We start from the raw sequence: 23,298 nt of genomic DNA, 5'->3' as shown, positions 1-23,298 counted from the left end.
TGCAGTTATAGGACGTGACCCGCTTGTTATGGCCGCGCCGCGGCGAGGTGCGATAGGGTCGGCGTTCGTTATGCCTTTTAGATATTGGAGGGCCCTTGTTGATCCAGCGCCGTGCGTTCCTGCTGGCTTCCGCCGCCTTCGTCGCGATGCCGGCAAACCTGATGGCAAAACCCAAGGTGACGGGAGGGATGGGCACAGCGCGGTCGGTCCGGCTGTCGGGCGCGCGGGCACCGATCGAGGTGATCGAGGACGAGCTGGGCGTGCCGCACGTCCGCGCCGCGTCGTTGCACGACGCCTTTTTCGGACAGGGCTACCTCGTCGCGCGCGACCGGCTCTTCCAGATCGACATGGATCACCGCCGCGACATGGGGCGGATGGCTGAAGCTTTCGGCCCACGATTTATCGCGGCGGACAGGGCGGCGCGACTTTTCCTTTATCGCGGCGACATCGACGCCGAATTCGCGGCGCTGCCGCGCGACGTCCTCGAATGCGCGCGCGGCTATGTCGCCGGCGTCAACGCCCGCATCGACGAACTCGCAGCCGATCCGGCGCAATTGCCGCTTGAATATGGCATCCTCGGGATCAGTCCGTTGCGCTGGGATGTGCGCGATCTCGTGCGTGACCGCGGCATCAGCATGGGCGATGCCGACGACGAGGTGCGCCGCGCACAGCTTCAGGCGCGCGGCCTGCTCGACGCCGACCAGCTCATGATGCCGCTGCGCCCCGCCTGGTCCTTCACCATCCCCGAAGGGCTCGACGTCGCGGCGGTGAGCGAAGCCGATCTCGGTATTCTCGACCCTGCCAACCGGCCCGCGAGCTTCGCCCCGATCCAGGAAACGCAGCTCGACCCCGCCGCGCGCAATGCCGAGCGCTTTGCACTCGGCAGCAACGCATGGACCGTCGCACCGTCGCGCAGCGCGACCGGGCGGCCGATTCTCGCCAATGACCCGCATCTCGGCATCGGCGGGTCGAGCCCGCGGCACATGGTCCATCTGACCGCGCCGGGGCTCGACGTCATCGGCGCTGGCGCGCCGGGATTGCCCGGAATCATGCAGGGCCATACCGACCGCTTCGCCTTCGGCCGCACCAATTTCCACATCGATCAGACCGACCTCTTCGTCCTCCGCACCAAAAAAGATGATCCCGGCCGCTATTGGCACAAGGGCGAATGGAAAGCGTTCGAGACGTTCGAGGAGGTGATTGCCGTCAAGGATGCGTCGGCCGAGCGCGTGATCCTGCGCTATGCGGACGGCCGTCCGGTCGTGTCCGAGGATGCGGCACGCGAACGGGCTGTCGCCCTGGCGACCGTCAACATGCTGCCCGGTGCGAACATGCGGTTCGCGATCATCGCGATCAACCTGTCAAAAGACTGGGCGTCGCTCCGCAAGGCATTCAAGCTTCACGTTTCGCCGACCAATTTCCATTATGCCGATGTCGACGGCAACACCGGCTGGCAGACGATCGGTTTTGTACCGCGCCGGCCGAGGCACGACGGGCTGTTTCCGGCGCCCGGCGACGGGTCGTTCGACTGGACGGGCATCCTGCCGGTCGAGGATATGCCGCACGTCTACAATCCGCACGAAGGCTGGTTCGCGTCGGCGAACCAGATGAACCTGCCGCCCGATTATCCCTATCGCGAACGGATCATCAGTTTCAGCTGGAGCGACCCCTTTCGTTACGATCGCTGCGCCGAGGTCTTGCGTGCCCAGCCGAAGCACCGGATCGAGGACAGCATCGCGCTTCAGCACGATATCCAGTCGCTCCCCGCACGCGCGATCGTCAAGCTGCTTCCGGCCGCCCCGTCGCTCGAAGCCGCCGGCGCTGCGGCGATGCTCCACCGCTGGAATTGCGGGATCGAGGCTGATAGCGCCGCGACCCTGCTTTATGAAATGGTCATGGCATCGCTGTCGACGGCCTTTTACGAGCGGATCATTCCTGCGGCTGCACGCGACCTGATCCCCTCGGTCAACCTGTCCGAAATGCTGCGGATCCTCGGTTCACCCGACAAGCGCCTCGGCGACGATCCCGTGGCAGCGCGCGATGCGATGATCGATGGCGCGCTGGCGGCGGGCTGGAAGCGTGCGGTCGAGCTGGCCGGCCCCGATCCCGCGCGCTGGCGCTGGGGCGACCTTCACCGTGTGACGATCGCCCATCCGCTGGCGTCGTCGAACCCGGCGATCGCCGCCGCCTTCCCGCGAATCGAAGGTGGCCGTTCGGGCGGCGACTGGAACACGCCGATGGCGCGCGGTTTCAACGCCAAACGCGGCTTCGACGTTTCGCACGGCGCCAGCTATCTCTTCGTCGCCGACGTCGGGGCGTGGGACAATAGTCGCTTTCTGTTGCTCCCCGGCCAGTCGGCCGATCCGCGCTCGCCGCTCTATCGCGATTTCTATCCCAGATGGATCGCGGGCGACATGCAGCCCTTGTGGTTCAGCAAGGGGGCTGTCGAACGGCACGCCGCCGCGCGGCTGATCCTGACGCCGGCGGCTAAAGCTCCTCGGCGATAGCAACCAGCGCGCGGTCGACTGCGGCGGTTGCCTCGCTATCGGTGTCCTCGGGCATGTCGTTCGCCAGCGCCGAGAAGATGAGCGTCGCGCCGCCGCGCGTCATGAGATAGCCCGACAGCGCGCGCGACGCGTTGAGCGAGCCGGTCTTCGCGAACAATTTTCCTTCAAGGATCGTGCCCTTGAACCGGTTCTGCAGGGTCCCGTCGCGTCCGGCGATCGGCAGCGTCTCGCGCCACGCCGCGCCCCATGGCTGGCGTGCGATCCAGCCGAGCAGGCCGACCGCGGCGCGCGGACTGAGGCGGTTATAGCTCGACATGCCCGACCCGTCGGCAAAGTGATAGCCTGCCTCGGACACGCCCGCCCCGGTCATGATCTTTCGCATCACCGCCTGCCCGTCAGCGATCGAGCCGCTGCCCGCGTGCCGCGCGACGCGCCGCAGCATCAGCTCGGAGTGGAGATTCTGGCTCTCCTTGTTGATCCGCACCATATTTTCGGCGAGCGACGACGCGGGCAATTCGGCAAGCATGGCGGGTTCGGGGGGCAGGGTGGTCGGCGCGCCCTTGCGCTCTTCGGGATCGTCGGCGGCGGTCAGCGGCCGGTGACGCACCGCAATATCGCCGTCGACGCGCACTCCGCGCGCGCGCAGCAGTTCGCCAAAGCGCCACGCCGTATAATGGGCGGGATCGTCGATCCCATAGCGGAGCGTCATCGGCGCGACATCGGCGCCGACGGTGCCGGTCAGGCGGAGGGTGCGGCTGTTCGGCATGCGATCGGCCTCGATTGCCTCTTCCTTGCCCGCGATGGTGACGATCCGGTTTTCGATGACGTAATAGCCCGACGTTTGCAGAACGGGCGCGGCGCCCACTTTCCCGGGCGCCAGTTTCACCACCAGCTCATTGTCGTCGAGCGTCAGCGCGGATATGCCGGTGCCGTAACGCGACGGGATATTGTTCCAGCTCATTCCCGGGCTCCAGCGCTCGTCGGGGAACCAGCTGTCATCGCCGATGATGTTGCCGACATGACGCGTCTTCGCCGCGACCGCATCGGCGAGCGTCCGCAGGCAATCGCTCTTGCAATCGTCGGCGCTCGACAGCGCCGCGTCACCGCGCCCGTGCAGCACCACATCGACCTTGCCGTCGGCGCCGGTTTCGAGCCGCACGCCCGTGCCCTTTGCGGTGTGCTGCAGCAAAGGCAGTTCGGCATAGGCGATGGCTGTCGTGAACATTTTGGTGTTCGACGCAGGGATGAATCGCTGGTCGGGGGCGATCGACACCAGCACCTCGCCGTCGAGCGTCGTGACGAGCACGCCGAAGCGCGAACCCGCTGGCCCTTCTGCCAGCTTCTGCTCGACAGTCGCCAGCAGCGGTGCAGCCGCCGGGCTCGTAGCCGTCTGCGCCTGCGTTGCGACCGACGAAAACGACAGCGCGAGCGCGGCGGCGAGAGCGAGCTTGTTGATCGGTGCGTTCATGATTTCGTCTGTTCGTCCCATGCAGTGATGACCCGATCGCCGACGGAAGGGCGCAGGGTCGCAATGCCGCTATCGGCGTGGCGGGTCGGATGGACCCGGTTGGAGAGCAAGGTCCAGGCAAGGCCGCGTTCGAAATCGATCCAGAGGCCGGTGCCGGTGAATCCGGTATGACCGATCGTCTCTGCCGAACAGGCATCGCCGCCGTGCCATCCGGCAAAGGCGCGCTCCCAGCCGCAAGTGCGATGGCGATCGCCCGCCGTGCGGATCTCGGCCATCATGGCTGGCGACAGGATTTCGCCGCGCAGCATGGCGCGCGCAAAGCCGAGCACGCCGTCGACCGTGCCGAACAGTCCCGCGTGACCCGGCGCGCCGCCGAGCGCGAACGCGTTTTCGTCGTGGACCTCGCCCTTCATCACGCGCCCGCGCCAGCTGCAATGCTCGGTCGCGACCGCCGGGCCGGGCGGCGGACCGAAACTGAGCCCTTCGCCGAGCGGCCAGTCCGACAACGGCGCGCCGGTAAGACGTTCGATCGCGATGCCGAGCAGGATGAAATTGATGTCGGAATAGACGGGCGGTCCGTGCCGCCACTCGCGCTGAAGGACGAAGGCGCGCAGCCGCGCCGGGTCGTCGCCATAGGTATAGATGGGCTCGACCGCGGGCAGGAAGCTGCGGTGCATCAGGCAATCGCGAAAGGTCAGCTTGCGCTCGGGCGCGCCCGCGATGTCATATTGGCGCAGGTCGGGGATCGCGTCGGTCAGCGGCCGGTCGAGGCCCAGCCGTCCTTGTTCGGCGAGCGTCAGGATCATCGTCGTTGTCGCGATCACCTTGCTGAGCGAGGCGAGGTCGAACCAATGATCGCGCGTCAGCGTCTCGCGCGCGGGAACGAGCGCGGCCATGCCCGCCAGCTGCACCGCACTTCGGCTGTCGGCACCAACCACGCCGACCGCTGCGCCGGGAATGCGCCCGCTTTCGACCGCTTCGCGCGCGGGGGCGAAGGCCGCCTCGCAAACAGCTTCGACCGTCACGCCGGCACGCGCCCTTTCACGCGGGCGACAACGGGCAACAGAAAGATCGCGGCAAAGCTCAGCGCGCCCGACAGCAGGAAGAAACCGTCATAGCCGATCTGCGTCTGCATCGATCCCGATGCCCCTGCGAGGAGGCGCGGCAGCAGGAAAGCGAAGCCCGAGAGCAGGGCATATTGCGCGCCGGGATAAGTCGGGCTTACCAGCATCGAGAGATAGACGACGAAGACCGCGCCCGCGAAGCCGTTGCCGAACTGGTCGACCGCGACCGAGGTGTAGAGGACGACCGCCGACGGGTCGGCGTGCCACAGCCAGACATAGATCCAGTTGCCCACGGCGGCGGTCACCGCACCGATACCGAGTGTCCAGCCGAGCGACAGCCGCGTCGACAGAAAGCCGCCGAGCGCGACCCCCGCCATGCTCGCCGACAGCGCGACCACGCCGTCGGCAACGCCGATCTGGTGTAGCGAATAGCCCTTCGCGTTCCACAGCGGATGCGACAGCGTCAGCGTGAGCACGTCGCCCATGCGGTAGAGCGAAACGAAGGCGAGCACCGCGAGCACCGCATAGCCATAGCGCCAGAACAGCTCGACATAGGGCGCGGCGAAGGCGGGCATGGTGGCCGTCGTACCGGCGGAAAGGCGATTGATCCGCGGCAACGCCAATGCCAGCGCCGCGAAGGGAAGCAGCGCCGCTGCCAGCACGACGGGCGTTACATTGCTCTTCGCCGACAGCCCCATGCCCGCAGCGGCCGACAGCAGGACCCAGCCGGCCGCCGCGGTGATCAGCGCGACGATCAGCAGGATAAGCAGGCTGGCGCCGATCCCGCTCGCCAGCGCGAAGGCGCGGCCGCCCGCGCCTTCGCGTTCGGGGCGCATCGCCGCGAGGATCGGGAAAGGCGCAAACGCCGCCACTGCGATGACCAGATAGGCGATCGTCCAGTCGGCCCAGGCCGCGACCAGAATCGCGCCGCTCCCCGCCGCGACCATCGCGCTGCGATAACCCCACAGGTTGGCGGCGACGATCGGCGCCTGTGCGGCCTGGCCGGGCGCGAGTTCGATCCGCCAGCCATCGGCTGCGACCTCGAGCGTCGTCGTCCAGAAGGCGAGCAGGATCGCGAACAAGGCGGTGAGCGGCAGGCTTTGATCGCTCGAGGTGAGCGCCATCGCGACCATCGAGACAAAAATGCCGAGCTGCGACAGCATGATCCACCCGCGCCGCCGCCCCCAGAAGCGCGAAAAGCCGGGGATGTCGTACCTTTCGATCAGCGGCGCCCAAGCGAATTTGAAGGTCGGCAGCAACGCGATCCACGCGAAGAAGCCGATGATCACGATGTCGACGCCATGCCGCGCGAGACGTAGCGTCAGCACCGCATTGAACATGTAAAATGGCAGCCCCGCCGAGAAACCGAGCAGCAGATAAAGGCCGAGCAGGCGCCTTGCCGATGGTTTGGCGGGCGTGTCACGAGGCAGCGCCGGCGCGTCGACGGCAAGTACCGCGGCCGCTGCATTCGCCTCAATCGCCGATACAGTCACGCGCGGGCACCCGGCCCGGCGGCCCCCTGAGCCTCTGACGCCGCGATTCCGCGGTGGAATAAACCTCTCATCGACCCTTTTTTGCCCCGATCTGTTTGTTCCGCCCCCGGACGTGCGATCCTTCCGCGAGCGGAGCCCGCCCGTCAAGTTCGGCGACAGCGAATGTCCGCTTCTCTCAATCCTGGCCTGGAAGCTGCCTATCTGGAACCGGCCATTTCGTCAGGGTCCGCAACTTAATCAGGTTTGCTCAGAACATGAGGTAAAGATCTAAAGTATGTCAAACATGTGGAGCACGAGCCACAGCAAGGAGAGGGAGGCAAGGGCACCCAGAAACCAGCCTTCTTTGCGCATTACCCCTCCGATCCCCGGCCAATTATGACATCTGTATCCAAGATTGTAATAATTCAAGCGCGATCGCGGCGCCGTCTATCTGGCTGATCGCATTAAGCCATAGGGACTAGATGGTAGCGCTTGACCATTTCCGATCAGGGTGGTGCAATCCTTTCAGGGGACGAAGGTGCGCATAATTCTTGTTGAAGATAATGCCAGGATCGGCGCTTTGACCGCCGAAGGCCTTTCGGCGATGGGTTTTTGTTGCGACATCGCTCCGACGCTTGCCGAGGCTTCGGAACTGCTTGCCGCGACCAGTTACGACATCGTCGTGCTCGACCTCGGCATGCCCGATGGCGACGGCCGGGAATGGTTGATGGTCGAACGCTCGCATGGCCTTGCGACGCCCGTGATCATGCTGACGGCGCGCTCCGCGCTGGGAGATCGCATCGATGGTCTCGACGCGGGCGCCGACGATTATCTGATAAAACCGTTTGCAGTCGAAGAACTTGGCGCCCGCGTGCGCGCGCTGTTGCGAAGGCCCGGCGCGCGTTTGAGCGCGCAGCTTTCCGTTGGCTCGATCGAATTCGACACGATTGCGCGGACCGGCACCTGTAGCGGCGAACCGTTGCACCTTAGCCAACGGGAAGCGGCACTGCTCGAGCTGATGTTGGTCAAGGCGGGCAGCGTCGTCAGCCGCGACCAGATCGAGGCGTCGCTCTATCCTTTCGACGATCCGGTTACACCCAATGCCATCGAGGTGCTGGTATCGCGGGTCAGGAAAAAGCTGGCGACGCTGGGCGTGCACGACCAACTCGTCACGCTCCGCGGCGTCGGTTATCTGATGATCGAGCCCGTGGGCGGATGACGGGCGGGCGGTCGATCATTGCGGAACTGCGTTCCGGTTTCGCGTGGATGGCGGCTGCGGGCAGTATCGTGCTCGCCGCTTTTCTGGTCGTCGATTTCGAGTTGCTCCAGGCTGAAATCCGCCGGACATACGGACATATCGGTATCGCGCACGAGGTCATCGACCATGTGATATTCCCGATCATCGTCCTGCTCGCGCCGCTGGCGATCGCGACCCGGTGGCTGATCGGCCGCGCGCTGCGGCCGCTGCACGACGCCGCCGATCTCATCCATCAGGCCACGGGCCGTGAAAGGGGCTTTCGCGTCCGGCTCGCCGATTTTCCGACCGAAGCCCTGCCCTTCGCCGAGGCGGTCAATGCGCTGCTATCGCGGCTCGACGATGCGGCGCGGCGGCAGGAGGGGTTCGCCGCCGACGTCGCGCATGAGCTGAAGACGCCGCTGGCGGTGGCGATGCTCGAACTCGAACGGCTCAAGACCCCCGATACCGACCGGGTAATCGCCGATCTCGCGACGATGAACCGGCTGGTCGAACAGTTGCTCGTACTCGCGCAGCTCGACGCCTATGCGGCCGCGCCGCAGCCGTTTCGGTCCATCGACCTTCGGGACCCGGCGCTCGAAGCGATCAAGCTCTGTGCGGTCGATGCCGCGCAAAAGGGGGTGGCGCTCGCCTATCGCGACGAAGGCGCCGCGCCCGTTATGGGCCGCGTCGAAGCCATCACCGCGGCGCTGCGCAATCTGGTCGAGAATGCCGTCAGGGTAACCGCCGCGGGCGGAGAGGTGATGATCATCCGCGGACCGGGACCAAAGATCCGGGTCGCCGACGGCGGGTCCGGGATCGACCCGGATAGATTGTTGGCCCTGTCGGATCGTTTCCGGCGCGGTGAACATGCGAGTTTCGGGGGCGCCGGCCTTGGCCTGTCGATCGTCGCGCGGATCGTGGAAGTTCATGGCGGAACGATGCGCTCGCATCCCGAAGAGCCGTCGATCGAACTGGATTTCGGGGCGAATGTAGCATCCTGAGACAGGTCCGGGCCTCGTAAGCTTTCTGTCAGCAAAATCCGGTAGGATATGGCGTGAAGGATTCGGTGGGGGCCGAACCTCGCGACGGACTGGCTCAGAACAAAATAAGGCGAGCAGCTATCCGGCGTTCACAGCGGGTCGCAACCGTTGATGGACTGTGGGGGAAAGATTTTGTCGGCTGTATCGACGGCGTTGGTTTGGGAACGGCAGTTGCTTTGCCGGAGCGGTCTCGCTTCCATTGTCCGGCGCGAATTCAGGACCATTGAGGTTGCGACAGCCGGCGACGCCGACCAGGCGCTGGCTTGGCTGGCGGCGACCGACGCGCCCGGCTTGCTCATTCTCGACGGCGGAATCGACCTCGCGCCCGTGGAGCCCGATGGCATTCGCGGATTGCGCCGCCGCTACCCGCAGCTCGCCTTGGTGATCGTCGATTGGCGGCGCGACCGCGACTCCGTGCTCCGCGCCATCGGCGAAGGGGCGCATGGTTTCATCCCGAAGGATATGGAGCAGGATGACATGCTCCAGGCCTTTCGGCAGGTCATTGCGGGTCAGGTTTACGTTCCGCCGATCGTCAGCGACGTTGATGCGGAAACGCTGGCGCCGGGCTCTTCTGGTTCGCACCAAGCCTCGATCACCAGCCTGACCGAACGGCAGCGCGAAGTCCTTACCCATATGTCGATGGGTAAATCGAACAAGGAAATCGCCCGCTCGCTCCGCATCTCCGAAAGCACGGTCAAAGTGCATGTGGCGGCCGCGTTTCGCCTGCTCGGCGTTCGCAATCGTGTCGGGGCCGTGGCGGTGATCGAGGGCCGGAGCGGCGCATCGGTGTTCATGCGCGACCAGCTGCTCGGCGCGCGCAAGGCGTATGAGCCGCGCAAGCGCGCCTTCGGTTGAAACATCCATAAGCTAATCAAACTGCACGATTTCACCGTGCCAGTTTCTCGCGCCGCAATCATGGCCGAAAGTATTAGATAGTCTCACCAGATCGATAATACCGAGGACTCATGGAGTCCCGTTTTGGGCTAATACCGAAAGCCCAATCGACTCTGACTCCCAGTTTTTCTTAAGCTTTCATTAAGTCGTCGGGCGAGTCCATTGACTCGTGACGTTCGGCGCTGCTGGCGGGGCCGCACCAGCTCTATGTTCAACCTTTCGTCCGCACGAATTTGCGGATGAGGCCGCTCGCGCCTGGTTCGCGAGAAGGCAGGACCGGAGACGTGACATGGTTAAGCTGACTCAACATGACCTCAATTTCATCCTCGATCAGATCGAGCTCGCCGAGGAGCATAACCGGCTGGTGCAGGAAGAAGGGATGGACCCGGGTGAGGCGCTGCGCCTGCTCGTCGACAATCCGCTCCTTCCAAACGGACTGCGCACCGTCGACGGCAGCTTCAACAACCTTGTTCCCGGCCGCGAACTTTGGGGCGCGTCGGGCGAAGCCTTTCCCCGGCTGACGACGCCGAACTGGGTCAACGAAAGCGATGATTCGATCATCTTCGGCGCGGGATCGCCGGGGCAGATCACCTTCACCGACGGCAATTACGGCGAAAACGGCCCGCCTTCGGGCCCCGGCGGCCTTGGCGGCGGGACGCTGGTCGACGCCGATCCGCGCACCATTTCCAACCTGATCGTCGACCAGACGCTGAACAATCCGGCGGTGATCGCCGCGGCGCTCCGCCTCGCGGGGCATCCCGAAAACGAAATCATGGACGGCATTGCCGCCATCAGGTCGGCGATGCAGGCGCACCCCGACGCGCTGGAGGGACTTGCCGGGGCCAATCTGGCGCTGACGAGCGCGCAGGAAGCCTATAATCAGGCGGTCGCGAACCTGATCGCCGAGACCGATCCGGCCGCCATACCCGCCCTTATTGCCGCCGTTTCCGCCGCTGCTACGGCGCAGGCCGAAGCCCAGGTCGCGGTCACTGCGGCCGAGGACGCGGTCGAGGTCGCCGAGGGCGTGCTCTCCGCGACCCTCGACGACTATGGCGTCGAGATGGACGGCAATAGCGTCCTCCTGCGCAACGTGTCGCCCGATGAGGGCCTGTCGGCATCCTACAACGGCTGGTTTACCCTCTTTGGTCAGTTCTTCGACCACGGCCTCGATCTCGTCTCCAAGGGCGGCAATGGGACGGTCTACATCCCGCTCCAGCCCGACGATCCGCTTTATAACCCCGACAGTCCGCACACCAATTTCATGGCGATGACGCGCGCGACGGTGGGCGAAGGCGCGGGCAACGTCACCACGCCCTGGGTCGATCAGAACCAGACCTATACGTCGAACGCCTCACACCAGCTGTTCCTGCGCGAATATGAAATGGTGGGCGGCAAGCCCGTCTCGACGGGCCATCTGCTCGAGGGCGAGCGTGGCATGGCGACCTGGGCCGACGTCAAGGAACAGGCGCGCACCATGCTCGGCATCGAACTGACCGACGCCGACGTCACACAGGTGCCCGTCTTCCGGATGGATCCCTATGGCGAATTCATCCGTGGCCCGAACGGCTTGCCGCAGATTCTCGCCGCCTTCACGCCCGAGGGCGAGCCCATCTATGTCGAGGGCAGCCTTGCGAGCCCGATCAACCCGTCGGCGATCCAGCTTCCCGTGGGAACGGTGATTATGGGATCGGGCGGCGACAATGTGATCGAGGCGGGCGAAACCGTTTCGGCGGCGCGCACCGGCAACGCCTTCCTCGACGACATCGCCCATGCGGCGGTGCCGGTGGTCGCCGGCGGCGTGCTGCAACAGGATGCCGACGATGCCGTCGGCTATTCGGGCGGCTTCAACACGCGCGGCCAGCAGACGCAATATGACGACGAGCTGCTCGACGCGCACTACATCACGGGCGACGGGCGCGGGAACGAGAATATCGGTCTGACCGCCGTTCACCACGTCTTTCACTCCGAACACAACCGGCAGGTCGACGAGATCAAGAAGACGGCGTTCGAATCCGGCGATCTCGCTTTCCTCAACCAGTGGCTTGCCGTCGATGTGACGAGCATTCCCGCGACGATGGACGGGCTGGCGTGGGATGGCGAACGCCTGTTCCAGGCGGCGCGCTTTGCGACCGAAATGCAGTATCAGCACCTCGTTTTCGAAGAGTTCGCGCGCAAGATCCAGCCCGACGTCGACATCTTCCTCGTCGAGCCCGATGTCGAACTGAACCCGGCGATCTTCGCCGAGTTCGCGAACGTCGTCTATCGCTTCGGCCATTCGATGCTGAACCAGACGGTCGATCAGCAGAATGCGGACGGCACCGTGACCAACATGGAATTGTTCGACGCCTTCCTCAATCCGCTGGCGTTCGGATCGGACACGGTCGATCACCGCGAGGCGGCGGCGGCGATCGTGCGCGGCATGACGATGCAGGTCGGCAACGAGATCGACGAATTCGTCACCGACGTGCTGCGCAATCAGCTTGTCGGCATTCCGCTCGACCTGGCCGCGCTCAACATCGCGCGCGGCCGCGACACCGGCATGCCGACGCTCAATCAGGCGCGCGAACAGTTCCAGGATATGGCGATGGGCGACACGCTGCTGCGCCCCTATACCAGCTGGACCGACTTCGCGCTCAACATGCGCAACCCCGAATCGGTGATCAACTTCATCGCGGCCTATGGCACGCATGGTACGATCACCGCGGAAACGACCATCGAGGGCAAGCGCGACGCCGCGATGGCGCTCGTCTTCGGCGGCGAGGGCGCGCCGGGCGACCGGCTCGACTTCCTCAACGCCACCGGCGCCTATGCGGGCGGCAGCCTCGGCGGGCTCAACGACGTCGACCTCTGGATCGGCGGCCTGGCCGAAAAGAAGATGGCGTTCGGCGGCATGCTGGGATCGACCTTCTCCTTCGTGTTCCAGATGCAGATGGAAAATCTGCAGGATTCGGACCGCTTCTATTATCTGTCGCGCACGCAGGGTCTCAACCTGCTGACCGAGCTGGAAAACAACTCGCTCGCGAAGATGGTCAAGAAGAATACCGACCTCGACGGCTTCGCGCTGCCGGCGGACATCTTCTCGACCCCCGATCACATCCTTTACATGGATTATAGCAAGCAGTTGGCGATGACGAACACCGCCGACCCGGTGCACGAAAATGCCGTGCTGCAGGGCATCTCCAGCCTCGTCGAGCGCCGCGATGTCGATGGCAACGGGGTGGCCGAATATATCCGCTACAACGGGCTCGACCATATCGTCATCCAGGGCACCAACGCCAACGACCATATCGTCGCGGGCGGCGGTGACGACACCGTCTGGGGCGAGGATGGCGACGACCGCATCGAAGCTGGCTACGGCGTCGACAGCATCAACGGCGGTGCGGGCGACGATATCATCACCAGCGCGGGCACCGATATCGGCGCCATCTCGGTGCTGAAGGGCGAGAGCGGAAACGACGTCATCGTCGACGGCACCGGCATGTCGCTAATCTTCGGCGGTGATGGCAAGGATTATATCGTCTCGGGTTTCGATGACGGCGAAATCCGCGGTGGTCAGGGCGACGATTTCATCTATGGCGGCGACGGCATGGGCATGCTCTTCGGCAACGAGGGCAATGACTGGGTCGAGGGCGGTGGGGGTTTCGACTTCATCGCCGGCGACATGGCCGAACTGTTCTTCAACTCGACGATCATCGGCCACGACGTGCTGAACGGCGGGCAGGGCGATACCGATTATGACGCCGACTCGGGCGACGACATCATGTTCGCGGGCGAGGGCATCCAGAAGAATATCGGCATGTGGGGCCATGACTGGGTGACCCATCAGGGGCAGTCGAGCGGTGTCGATGCCGATATGCGTGTCGACATCTTCACGACGCTGCCCAACGAGGTGCTGCGCGATCGTTTCAGTCAGGTCGAGGCGCTGTCGGGCTGGAACGGCAACGACGTGCTGCGCGGCGACGACCGCACCGGCGCCGATGCCGAGGGCGGCACGACGACCGATCCGACGCCCGAAACGGGCTTCCGCTACAATGAGCTCAATCAGGCGGGGATCGACCGGATCGCTGGCTTGTCGGAGATCATTACCCCCGACCTGATGCAGACGCTGCCCTATTGGGCGACCGGATCGTGGGAGAATGGCGCGACCGGTATCACCGAAGCGGTCTTCGTCGGCGGCAATATCCTGCTCGGCGGCGGGGGCAGCGACACGATTGAGGGCCGCGGCGGCGACGATGTGATCGACGGCGACCGCTATCTCAGCGTCAAGCTGGCCGGCGTCACGAAGGACGGCATCGCCTTCAGCGTCACCAGCATGGAGGATTCGGTCACGCTGGGCGGCGTCACCAAGTCGCTGACGAGCTGGATGATCGACGGCCGGATCAACCCGGGCGCGATGGAGATCGTCCGCGAAATCCTGTCCGACGACAGCGGTGAGGACACCGCGGTATTCTGGGACGTGCTCGAAAATTACACGATCACCAGCAACGCCACCGGCGGGCTGCGCATCGAACATGTCGATCAGACCGGCGGCGCGATCGACCCCGTCACTGGCCGCAACCGCGAATCCGACGGCATCGATCAGGTCCATAATGTCGAATGGCTGCAGTTCGGCGACCAGCGGATTTCGACCGCGGGGCTGATCAACACACCCGCGACCGGTGTACCGGTGATCAGCGACCTTACCCCGACCGAAGGTCAGGCGCTGACGGCGAATGTCGGCTCGATCCAGGATGAAAACGGCCTCGGCGCGTTCGGCTATCAGTGGCAGGTTTCGAGCGACAATGGGGCGACCTGGAATAACGTCCTGACCGGCGGGACGGGGGCGTCCTTTACCCCGACCGACGGCATTCTCGGTATCGGCGGCCAGGTCGGCGGACTGCTGCGCGTCAGTGTCAGCTTCACCGACGGCGCGGGGCATCAGGAAACGCTCGTTTCCGCGCCGACCGGTGTCGTCGGTGACAATTGGGACGCGGTTCCCTTCCTCGCCAATACGTTCAACGGCACCGCCGGCGACGATATCGCCGATGGCACCAGCGGCCTGTTCGGCGCAGGGGCCAACGACACGCTAAACGGCAACGGCGGCAACGATATTTTGAACGGTGCGGGCGGAAGCGACACGCTGAACGGCGGAGCGGGCGACGATCGGCTCGACGGCGGGGCCGGAACCGACGTCGCGGTCTTTGCCGGCAACGTCGCAAACTTCGCGTTGGCGTCGAACGGCACCAATCTGATCGTAACCGACCTGACGGGCGCCGAAGGCACCGACACGCTGAGCACGATCGAAACGCTGCGCTTCGCCGGCACCAACTATAGCGTGGTGGCGGGGACCGGAGCAAACAACGCCAATCTCAACGGCGCGGCAGGCGCTGGCGGGTCGCAGGCGGTGTTCGGCTTTGCCGGCACCGACTCGCTCAACGGCGGCGCGGGCAACGATCTGCTCGTTGGCGGTCAGGGCAATGACGCGGTAAACGGCGGGGCGGGCAACGACACCGCCTATTGGTCGGTCGGCGATGGCCGTGATTTCATCGATGGCGGGGCGGACACCGACACGGTCAAGGTCGTGGGCGATGCGAGCGCGGAAACCTTCCGCATCTATTCGCGCGCGGCGGCGCTGGCGGCGGGGCTGACCGGACTCAACGCCAATGCCGAGATCATCATCACGCGCAACGGCACCACCAACACCGACATCATCGCCGAACTCGACAATGTCGAGGAAATCGTGATCAACGGTCGCGGCGGTGGCGATACCTTCCTCCCGATCGGCGACTTCGCTCCGACCAGCCTGTCGACCAGCACGATCACGATCGAAGGCAGCGACGGCGACGACATCGTCGACATCGGCGCGCTCCAGTCGGCGCACCGCGTCGTGTTCAAGTCGAGCGGCGGCAACGACGTGATCCTGGGCCAGATGCGCGAACAGGATCGTTTCGAACTCGCCGACGGCAAAACTCTTGACGATTATACCGCGACCGAAAATGCCGACGGCAGCACGACGCTGGCCACCGAAGGGCACAGCGTGACCTTCTTTGGCACCGCTGCCAACGCGGGCGGTGCGTCGGCTTCGGACGACGATGACGACGACCATGGACATCATGACGACGACGACGATGATCATGACGATGACGACGACGATGATACGCCGCTGCCCTCGGATGCGGATACGCTGACCGGGACGGCTGGGCACGATGTGCTGAAGGGCGGGTCGGGCGACGACGTCATCCGCGGGCGCGGCGGCGACGACACGCTCTCGGGCGGATCGGGCGACGACGAACTCGAAGGCGGCGCCGGCGACGATGTGCTGTCGGGTGGGTCGGGTGACGATCTGCTCTCGGGCGGCAGCGGCGACGATGTGCTCGGCGGCGGATCGGGCGACGACCGGCTCGACGGCGGCGCGGGCGACGACGTGATGACGGGCGGTAGCGGCGACGACGTCTTCGTCTTCGGTGCCGGCGACGATCGGGTGACCGATTTCGATGTCGATGACGATGTGATCGACCTCAGCGCGCTTGGCATCACCGCGCAGAGCTTCGCGGCGCGCGTCGCGATGGCGCAATCGGGCGACGGAGCCGTTCTTCGGATCGATGGCCACTCGATGCTGTTCGACAACATGACAGCGGGCGATCTTGCGGGCGCGTCCTTCCGCTTCGCCGGGGGCGCCGTCGGCACTGCGCCGCTCGCCGCGCCCGCGGAAGGCGGCACGCCGTCGGCGGCCGATCTCGATCCCACACCCCAGCTCCATCATCGCTGGTCGGGACAGGCTCATGATTGGTGGATCGATCGCTTCGACATGATCCGCAACGATTGGGACTATGTGTGAAATCCCCCGGGGACCCGGATCGGCTCAGCCGGTCCGGGTCTTGCCTATCCTTGAGCAAGATCATCAGAAGAAAAGGCCAGGATCATGCGTAACGATCCCGCTGTTCCGGTTCAGATCAAGGCCGCGTTCGCGGCCTGCCGTCGGCACTTCGCCGCGGCGGCGCTGTTCAGCGCGCTCGTCAATATCCTCTACCTGGCGCCGACCATCTACATGATGCAGGTCTACGATCGCGTCGTGCCGACGGGCGGCGAACTGACGCTGTTCTGGATCACCGTTATCGTCGGCATATCGATCGCCTGCCTCAGCGCGCTCGATATGGTGCGCAGCCGGCTGATGCTGCGCGCCTCGCTGCGGCTCAATCGCCAGCTCGCGGCGCCGATCCTCGACCGGCTGCTCGCGCGGGCCAAAGGAAGCGGAGATCCGGGCGCCGCGCAGGCGATGCGCGATTTCGACAATTTTCGCGGCGCGGTCGCCAGCCCCGCCGCGATCGCGCTGTTCGATATTCCCTGGACGCCGCTTTATTTCATCGTCGCGTTTCTCATCCATCCGCTGCTCGGAATGATCATCCTTGGCGGCGGCGTCATTCTCCTCGGCCTCGCGCTGCTCAACGAACGCGCGACCAGGCGCTCGGCCGCCGACGGGCACCGCGCCATGGCGCTGGCCTATGCGGGACAGGAAGCGATGTTCGACAAGGCCGAGATCGTGCGCGCGCTCGGCATGCGGCGCGCGATGGTCGCGCGCCAGATCGCCGATCGCCGCGCCGGGATCGAGGCGAGCGCGACGACGCAGTTCGTCGCCACGCGCTATTCGGGCCTCGTCAAATTCGCGCGCATGTTCATGCAATCGCTCGCGCTCGGCGCCGGGGCCTATCTGGCGATCCATGCGGAGATTTCGGTCGGCGCGATCATCGCGGCCTCGGTGCTGCTCGCGCGCGCGCTCCAGCCGATCGAACAGATGGTGCAGGCCTGGCCCTCGGTGGGCCAGGCGCGTCAGGCGAAGGCGTCGGTCGAGGCGCTGTTCCGCGATACCGACGATCTGGTCGGCGAGCGCCTCATTCTTCCCGCGCCCGAGGGCTATGTCGAACTTGCCAACGTCCTGCTGCGCACCCCCGACAACAGCGCGCTGATCCTGCGCGGCGTCTCGACCTGGATCATTCCCGGCGAAGTGCTCGGCGTGATCGGTCCGTCGGGAGCTGGCAAGACGACGCTCGCGCGCATCGCGGCGGGCGCGATCCCGCCCGACGGCGGCGAAGTCCGCATCGACGATGCCCAATATGGCGACTGGGACGGCGAGCGGCTCGCCGCCCATATCGGCTATCTGCCGCAGGATCCGACCCTGCTTCCCGGCACGATCGGCGACAATATCTCGCGCTTCGCCGCCGCGCGCGGCGAGCATGCGGCCGACATCGACCACAAGGTCACGCGCGCCGCGATCGCGGCGGGCATCCACGACATGGTCCTGCACCTGCCGGGCGGATATAATGCGCGGATCGGCGACGGGGGCCTGCGGCTCTCGGGCGGACAGGCGCAGCGCGTCGCGCTGGCGCGCGCGCTCTATGGCGATCCCAAGATCCTGATCCTCGACGAGCCCAACGCCTCGCTCGACAGCCAGGGCGAGGAAGCCCTGGGCGACGCGATCGCCGCCGCGAAGGCGCGCGAGGCCGCCATCATGATCGTCACCCACCGGCAGGCGGCGCTCCGCGATGCCGATCGGCTGGCGGTGATGAAGAACGGGATCATCGAACATCAGGGGCCGCGCGAACAGGTGATCGAACAGCTCAAGCAGAGCGCCGCGCGCGCGGCCGCCAATGTCGTGAAGATGCAGAGGGGCAAAAAGCCATGAACGCGATGAGCTTCGGCGACGACCTGCACGGCGCGCCGCTGCCGGTCGAGGCGATCGATTCGTCCAGACGCGAGGTGAGGGCCGGCCTGATCATCGCCGGCGCCTTCTTCGTCGGGCTGCTCGGCTGGGCGGCGCTGACTCCGCTCGATGCCGGCGCGCTCGCCCAGGGGTCGGTGTCGGTGGCGGGCAACCGTCAGGCGGTCCAGCACAAGGATGGCGGCATCGTCACCGCCTTGATGGTGGCGGAAGGCAGCGAGGTGCGCCGCGGCGATGTGCTGCTCAAGATATCCGCATCCGACGTGGTCGCGGCGGAGCGCGGGTTGACGGGCGAGGTTGTCGCGCTGCTGGCACAGCGGGCGCGGCTGATCGCCGAGCGCGACGGGGCGGGCAGCATTGCCGAACCGGTCGAGTTTTCCAGCTTCCTCGCAGGCGACCGCGCGCTCGCCGACGAAGCGATGCGCGGCCAGCGCCTGCTGTTCGACGCGCGCCGGCGGTCGAACGCGACCGAACGCGGCATGCTCGGCCAGCGGGTCGCGCAGCATAACCAGCAAATCGCCGGTTACGGCGCGCAGATCGAATCGAACCGGATCCAGCAGCGGCTGATCCATGAGGAACTGACGGGGCTGCGCACGCTGACCGCGCGTGGTTTCGTGTCGACGAACCGGCTGCGGGCGATCGAGCGCAGCGCGGCGCAGCTCGACGGCGATTTCGGCGCGCTCAACTCGGACGTCGCGCGGCTCCAGGAAGCGATCGGCGAATCGCGGCTTCAGATGGTGTCGATGGACCGCCGCACGCTCGAAGAGGTCGCGACCCAGCTTCGCGAAGTCCAGGTCCGGCTCGACGAATTGCAGCCGCGCCTCTTCGCGACGCGCGAGCGCCTGACGCAGTCGGTTGTACGCGCACCCGCGAGCGGGCGCGTCGTCGGTCTGAAGGTCTTTACCGTCGGCGGCGTCGCCGCACCGGGCGATGTGCTGATGGAGATCGTGCCGAAAGACAAGGCGCTGGTCGTGCTGGCGAAGGCGTCGCCCAACGACGCTGACGATCTGTCGCGCGGCATGGAAACGCAGGTGCGCTTTTCGGGGATCCAGGAACGCAGCCTGCCGATTCTGATGGGCAAGATCAGCAAGGTGTCGGCGGACAGTTTCGAGGACAACCGGACGGGTCTCGAATATTTCGAGATCGAGGTGATGGTCCCGCCGGCCGAAATGCAGAAGATCGCGGCGCTGCGCGGCGACAACGGCCTGCGCGCGGGCATGCCCGCCGAGGTGATGGTCCCGCTGCGTAAACGCACCGCGCTCGAATATCTGTTCGAACCGCTCACCCAAACCCTGTGGAAGGCCGGCCGCGAACATTAAATAGATATGCAAACGTCCGCTGCCGAGCTTTTCCGCCCAAGAGCAGACTGGCTGCTATCGGCCAGAAATGCTCGTCAGGCGCCCGGAATTCTGGCCAGTTCTGCCGGTGTCACAACGGGTTCTTTCCGATCCTTCCGCTCCGAATAGCGGTCGACGAGTTGATCGGCATGGCCGCGCGTCAGCACCGTGACGCGCACCAGTTCCTCGGCGACATCGACGATCCGGTCATAATAGCTCGATGGGAGCATCCGGCCCACCTCGTCGAACTCCTGATAGGCCTTTGCGACGCTCGACTGGTTGGGGATGGTGATCATCCGCATCCAGCGGCCGAGGATGCGCAGCGTGTTTACGCTGTTGAACGACTGCGACCCTGCCGAGACCTGCATGACCGCGAGTGTGCGGCCTTGCGTCGGCCGGAGGCCTTTGTATGCGAGCGGGAGATGATCGACCTGCGCCTTCATGATGCCGGTGATCTGGCCATGACGTTCGGGGCTGCACCAGACCTGGCCTTCCGACCAGAGTGAATGCTGGCGCAGTTCCTCGACGGCGGGATGATCGTCATCGGCGACTTGATCGGGCAGGGGGAGGTCCGACGGATCGAAGATGCGCGTCTCGCATCCGAAGAGCTGCAGCAGGCGCGCAGTCTCCTCGACCACCAGCCGCGAGTATGAGCGTTCGCGCAATGAGCCGTAGAGCAGCAGGATGCGCGGCGCGGGATCGAGAGGTCCGAGGCCGAGCGCGGGCTGTGCGCGGAGATACTCGGCGTTGAGAGCCGGAAGGTGATCGGCGTCAGCGAGCGTGCGCAGGCGCGTGAAATTCTGTTCTGCCATGATTTTATATGTCCGAGGGTGTGGTTGCGGGGAACCAGCGGCGACCGAGCCGAAAAGCGACGCTGACGAGCAGGATGAGGACGGGGAACTCGACGAGCGGACCGATGACGGCGGCAAAGGCGACCGGCGATGCGAGACCGAAGGCGGCGATCGCGACCGCGATAGCGAGTTCGAAATTATTGCCCGCGGCGGTAAAGGCAATCGCAGTCGTGCGCGGATAGTCGGCGTCGATGAGCTTGCCCATCCAGAAGCTGATGAGGAACTGCACCACGAAATAGATGGTGAGCGGGATCGCGATCCGGATCACGTCGCCGGGAATAGTGACGATATCGCTGCCTTTGAGACTGAACATCGCGGTGATGGTGAACAGCAGCGCGACGAGCGTTATCGGCGCGATCTTCGGGAGGAAGTGCGTCTCATACCATTCATCCCCCTTGGCCTTCGAGAGCATACGGCGGGTCAGGAAGCCTGCGGCAAAGGGGATGCCGAGATAGATGAGCACGGCCTCGGCGATCGTCCCGAAGCCGACATCGATGACGCTGCCTTCGAGACCGAAGAGCGGCGGCAGTATGGCGAGGAAGAACCAGGCGTAGACGCTGAAAAACAGGATCTGGAAGACCGAATTGAAGGCGACGAGCGCTGCGACATATTGATTGTCGCCCTTGGCGAGCTGGTTCCAGACGACGACCATCGCGATGCAGCGCGCGAGGCCGATCAGGATCAGGCCGGTCATATATTCTGGCCTGTCCGAGAGGAAGACGACCGCGAGCGCGAACATCAGGACCGGACCGATGAGCCAGTTCTGGATCAGCGAGATCGCAAGCACGCGGCGGTCGTCGAACACGCGGGGCAGTTCGTCGTAGCGCACGCGTGCGAGCGGGGGATACATCATCAGGATGAGACCGATCGCGATCGGGATGTTGGTCGTGCCGATCGACATCGCATCGATTGCGTCGGGCAGCCCCTCGAAGAACGACCCGAGCGACACGCCGAGCGCCATCGCGAGGAATATCCAGAGCGTCAGGTAGCGGTCAAGGAACGACAGCCGTTCCCGGTTGGTGTCAGCCATTGGTCAGTTGCCGATGCGCTTGCCGCCGGTGTCGACGACGGGTTCGCCATCTTCCTTGGCGAAAGCGCCGAGCTGGCCCGTCGGGAGAATGTCGAGCACGACTTCGGAAGGGCGGCAGAGCCGGACCCCCAGCGGCGAGACGACCAGTGGGCGGTTGATCAGCACCGGATGCGCCATCATTGCGTCGATGAGCTCGGCATCTCCGAGCTCCCGATCGTCGAGGCCGAGATCGGTATAGGGGGTGCCTTTTTCGCGAAGCAGATCACGCGGCGCGATCCCGGCGCGGGTTATCAGCTGTTCAAGCAGCGGGCGCGACGGCGGTGTCTTCAAATATTCGACGACATGCGGTTCGATCCCGGCATTGCGGATGAGGCCGAGCGTGTTGCGCGACGTGCCGCAATCGGGGTTGTGGTAGATGATGATGTCAGTCACGGTTTCGCTCCGATCAGCAGCAGGCGAGTTCGGCAAGCAGGGGCTCGCAGAGCTCGGCACGGCCTTGGCAGCAGTCCTTCGCGAGGAAGAGCATCAGGCCACGAAGCGCATCGATGTCGGCGCGCTGGATGAAGTGCCGGCCCCGCTTCTCCGACTGAACGAGACCAGCCTTTGCGAGCACGGCGAGGTGCGTGGAGAAGGTGCTCTGGGTCAGACCTGATTGCTCGACGAGTTGGCCTGTCGAAAGTCCCTCCGGCTCATGCTGGACGAGGCGCCGGAAGGCTTCGAGCCGCGTCGGATGTGCGAGTGCGGCGAGGGCTAGCAAGGCTGCGTCATGGTTCATGCATCGGAATTATGCGATGTATATTGTCAAGTCAAATCGTATCGTGAATTTCCGATGGGTTGGCGTCGCCGATCTTGCTTGGCGTCCGGACAGGCAACTCCCGGGCATTGCGGATGCAGCGTTGAGCAGGGCCTTGATTCTCCGGTCTCGGCGGATCAGTATTTCGAGCTTCTGATTTGAATTGGTGCAAACATGGATGTGCGTCAGATAGATTTAGAAGACGCTCCAGCGGTTCAGGCGATCTACGCACCCTATGTCACGTCCACCACCGTATCGTTCGAGGACGTGCCGCCCGATATTGCGGAGATGGAAAGGCGCATCGCCGCCATTCTGCCCAAATACCCCTATCTGGTGGCCGAAGTGGATGGGCAGGTTGTCGGTTACGCTTACGCCAGCGAGCACAGGACTCGCGCGGCATATCGAACATCCGTCGACGTCACAGTCTATGTCGCGCCCGGCGCACAGCGAAGCGGAGTGGCGCGTCGGTTGTATTCCTGTCTGCTGCCTGCCGCGGCGAGCTTGGGTTATCATGCTGCATTTGCGGGCATCGCACTGCCAAACGACGCGAGCGTCGGGCTGCACGAAGCTATGGGCTTCGAACCGGTGGGCATCTACCGCGATGTCGGACGAAAATTTGATGCCTGGCACGATGTCGGCTGGTGGCAACGGCTCTTGTGTGTGGGCCGGGAGCCTCGGCGCTCGGAAGAATCGATGTTCTAATGTAGCAGGCTATTGCCCGCCGTACGGCAGCTTTTCACGACTTTCTATACAGAAGCCGACCATCCACTATCGGCCAGCTGCGTTCGAACGCTCTTAAGGAAGCTCGACGCGCCGGGGCTCGCCGGCATTTTCCTGTGGCGATACCACTGATTAACCACTCGTTTCGGTGCGCGTGTCGCCTTCTTCTGCTAGTCATGCACCCGACACG

General features: G+C 64.9%; 15 protein-coding genes. 8 read left to right on the top strand and 7 right to left on the bottom strand.

What is annotated here, in order from left to right; genetic code table 11:
- Positions 1 to 98: 98 nt before the first annotated feature.
- Positions 99 to 2,507 (top strand): penicillin acylase family protein, encoded by a 2,409-nt coding sequence (locus VFG17_RS17700; protein ID WP_325030680.1) that lies wholly within the window; start codon positions 99 to 101, stop codon positions 2,505 to 2,507.
- Here VFG17_RS17700 and dacB read toward each other — a convergent pair.
- From dacB to VFG17_RS17685, 3 genes are read right to left on the bottom strand one after another with little or no spacing between them, the layout of a single operon-like run.
- Complete coding sequence (dacB, locus tag VFG17_RS17695) at positions 2,488 to 3,975, bottom strand: D-alanyl-D-alanine carboxypeptidase/D-alanyl-D-alanine endopeptidase (protein WP_325030679.1); 1,488 nt, start codon at positions 3,973 to 3,975, stop codon at positions 2,488 to 2,490. The two genes, VFG17_RS17700 and dacB, sit on opposite strands and share 20 nt — an antisense overlap.
- Entirely contained in the window at positions 3,972 to 5,000 is a 1,029-nt protein-coding gene (locus VFG17_RS17690) for a serine hydrolase domain-containing protein (protein WP_325030678.1), read from the bottom strand. Before VFG17_RS17690 ends, dacB begins: the two co-directional genes overlap by 4 nt.
- Positions 4,997 to 6,532 carry a permease gene (locus tag VFG17_RS17685; RefSeq protein WP_325030677.1) on the bottom strand — a complete coding sequence of 512 codons (1,536 nt, stop codon included), beginning with the start codon at positions 6,530 to 6,532 and terminating at the stop codon, positions 4,997 to 4,999. Before VFG17_RS17685 ends, VFG17_RS17690 begins: the two co-directional genes overlap by 4 nt.
- Before the next feature lie 490 nt (positions 6,533 to 7,022).
- On the opposite strand from VFG17_RS17685, the gene VFG17_RS17680 reads away from it, so the two are divergent.
- The 6 genes from VFG17_RS17680 to VFG17_RS17655 all read left to right on the top strand — a co-directional run bounded on the left by VFG17_RS17680 (position 7,023) and on the right by VFG17_RS17655 (position 19,696).
- The gene (locus VFG17_RS17680) at positions 7,023 to 7,730 is read left to right on the top strand and encodes a response regulator transcription factor (RefSeq protein ID WP_325030676.1); all 708 of its coding nucleotides are present in this window, start codon (positions 7,023 to 7,025) and stop codon (positions 7,728 to 7,730) included.
- Positions 7,727 to 8,749: a HAMP domain-containing sensor histidine kinase gene (locus VFG17_RS17675; protein ID WP_325030675.1), complete on the top strand. Its 1,023-nt coding sequence runs from the start codon at positions 7,727 to 7,729 to the stop codon at positions 8,747 to 8,749. Before VFG17_RS17680 ends, VFG17_RS17675 begins: the two co-directional genes overlap by 4 nt.
- A 171-nt stretch (positions 8,750 to 8,920) precedes the next feature.
- The gene (locus VFG17_RS17670; RefSeq protein WP_325030674.1) at positions 8,921 to 9,643 is read left to right on the top strand and encodes a response regulator transcription factor; all 723 of its coding nucleotides are present in this window, start codon (positions 8,921 to 8,923) and stop codon (positions 9,641 to 9,643) included.
- A gap of 328 nt (positions 9,644 to 9,971) precedes the next feature.
- Positions 9,972 to 16,499 (top strand): peroxidase family protein, encoded by a 6,528-nt coding sequence (locus tag VFG17_RS17665; RefSeq protein ID WP_325030673.1) that lies wholly within the window; start codon positions 9,972 to 9,974, stop codon positions 16,497 to 16,499.
- A gap of 84 nt (positions 16,500 to 16,583) precedes the next feature.
- The gene (locus tag VFG17_RS17660) at positions 16,584 to 18,341 is read left to right on the top strand and encodes a type I secretion system permease/ATPase (RefSeq protein WP_325030672.1); all 1,758 of its coding nucleotides are present in this window, start codon (positions 16,584 to 16,586) and stop codon (positions 18,339 to 18,341) included.
- Complete coding sequence (locus tag VFG17_RS17655; protein WP_325030671.1) at positions 18,338 to 19,696, top strand: HlyD family type I secretion periplasmic adaptor subunit; 1,359 nt, start codon at positions 18,338 to 18,340, stop codon at positions 19,694 to 19,696. The genes VFG17_RS17660 and VFG17_RS17655 overlap by 4 nt, the downstream gene beginning before the upstream one ends.
- A 74-nt stretch (positions 19,697 to 19,770) precedes the next feature.
- Here the strand turns inward: VFG17_RS17655 and arsH are convergent, their stop codons facing one another.
- Genes arsH through VFG17_RS17635 form a run of 4 tightly spaced genes read right to left on the bottom strand, consistent with a single transcriptional unit; the run spans position 19,771 to position 22,370 of the window.
- On the bottom strand, positions 19,771 to 20,526 hold the full coding sequence (gene arsH / locus VFG17_RS17650; RefSeq protein WP_325030670.1) for an arsenical resistance protein ArsH: 756 nt from the start codon (positions 20,524 to 20,526) through the stop codon (positions 19,771 to 19,773).
- Positions 20,527 to 20,530: 4 nt separating this feature from the next.
- Positions 20,531 to 21,595, bottom strand: coding sequence for an ACR3 family arsenite efflux transporter (gene arsB, locus VFG17_RS17645; RefSeq protein WP_325030669.1), 1,065 nt, complete (start codon positions 21,593 to 21,595; stop codon positions 20,531 to 20,533).
- Between the two features lie 3 nt (positions 21,596 to 21,598).
- Entirely contained in the window at positions 21,599 to 22,027 is a 429-nt protein-coding gene (arsC, locus tag VFG17_RS17640) for an arsenate reductase (glutaredoxin) (RefSeq protein ID WP_325030668.1), read from the bottom strand.
- 13 nt (positions 22,028 to 22,040) lie between these two features.
- Complete coding sequence (locus tag VFG17_RS17635; protein ID WP_325030667.1) at positions 22,041 to 22,370, bottom strand: metalloregulator ArsR/SmtB family transcription factor; 330 nt, start codon at positions 22,368 to 22,370, stop codon at positions 22,041 to 22,043.
- Between the two features lie 192 nt (positions 22,371 to 22,562).
- On the opposite strand from VFG17_RS17635, the gene VFG17_RS17630 reads away from it, so the two are divergent.
- Complete coding sequence (locus VFG17_RS17630; RefSeq protein ID WP_325030666.1) at positions 22,563 to 23,090, top strand: arsinothricin resistance N-acetyltransferase ArsN1 family B; 528 nt, start codon at positions 22,563 to 22,565, stop codon at positions 23,088 to 23,090.
- The last annotated feature ends 208 nt before the right edge of the window (positions 23,091 to 23,298 follow it).

This window comes from Sphingopyxis sp., from assembly GCF_035686825.1.
Taxonomy (GTDB): Bacteria; Pseudomonadota; Alphaproteobacteria; order Sphingomonadales; family Sphingomonadaceae; genus Sphingopyxis.
Note: the sequence above shows the minus strand (reverse complement) of the source record. Positions and strands in the feature narration are given on the sequence as shown.

What these genes read in the sequence shown, in the direction of transcription:
- dacB (WP_325030679.1), bottom strand. Translation starts at nt 3,975, where the DNA reads ATGAACGCACCGATCAACAAGCTCGCTCTCGCCGCCGCGCTCGCGCTG.
- VFG17_RS17675 (WP_325030675.1), top strand. Translation starts at nt 7,727, where the DNA reads ATGACGGGCGGGCGGTCGATCATTGCGGAACTGCGTTCCGGTTTCGCG.
- VFG17_RS17665 (WP_325030673.1), top strand. Translation starts at nt 9,972, where the DNA reads ATGGTTAAGCTGACTCAACATGACCTCAATTTCATCCTCGATCAGATC.
- VFG17_RS17660 (WP_325030672.1), top strand. Translation starts at nt 16,584, where the DNA reads ATGCGTAACGATCCCGCTGTTCCGGTTCAGATCAAGGCCGCGTTCGCG.
- VFG17_RS17655 (WP_325030671.1), top strand. Translation starts at nt 18,338, where the DNA reads ATGAACGCGATGAGCTTCGGCGACGACCTGCACGGCGCGCCGCTGCCG.
- arsH (WP_325030670.1), bottom strand. Translation starts at nt 20,526, where the DNA reads ATGGCAGAACAGAATTTCACGCGCCTGCGCACGCTCGCTGACGCCGAT.
- arsB (WP_325030669.1), bottom strand. Translation starts at nt 21,595, where the DNA reads ATGGCTGACACCAACCGGGAACGGCTGTCGTTCCTTGACCGCTACCTG.
- VFG17_RS17635 (WP_325030667.1), bottom strand. Translation starts at nt 22,370, where the DNA reads ATGAACCATGACGCAGCCTTGCTAGCCCTCGCCGCACTCGCACATCCG.
- VFG17_RS17630 (WP_325030666.1), top strand. Translation starts at nt 22,563, where the DNA reads ATGGATGTGCGTCAGATAGATTTAGAAGACGCTCCAGCGGTTCAGGCG.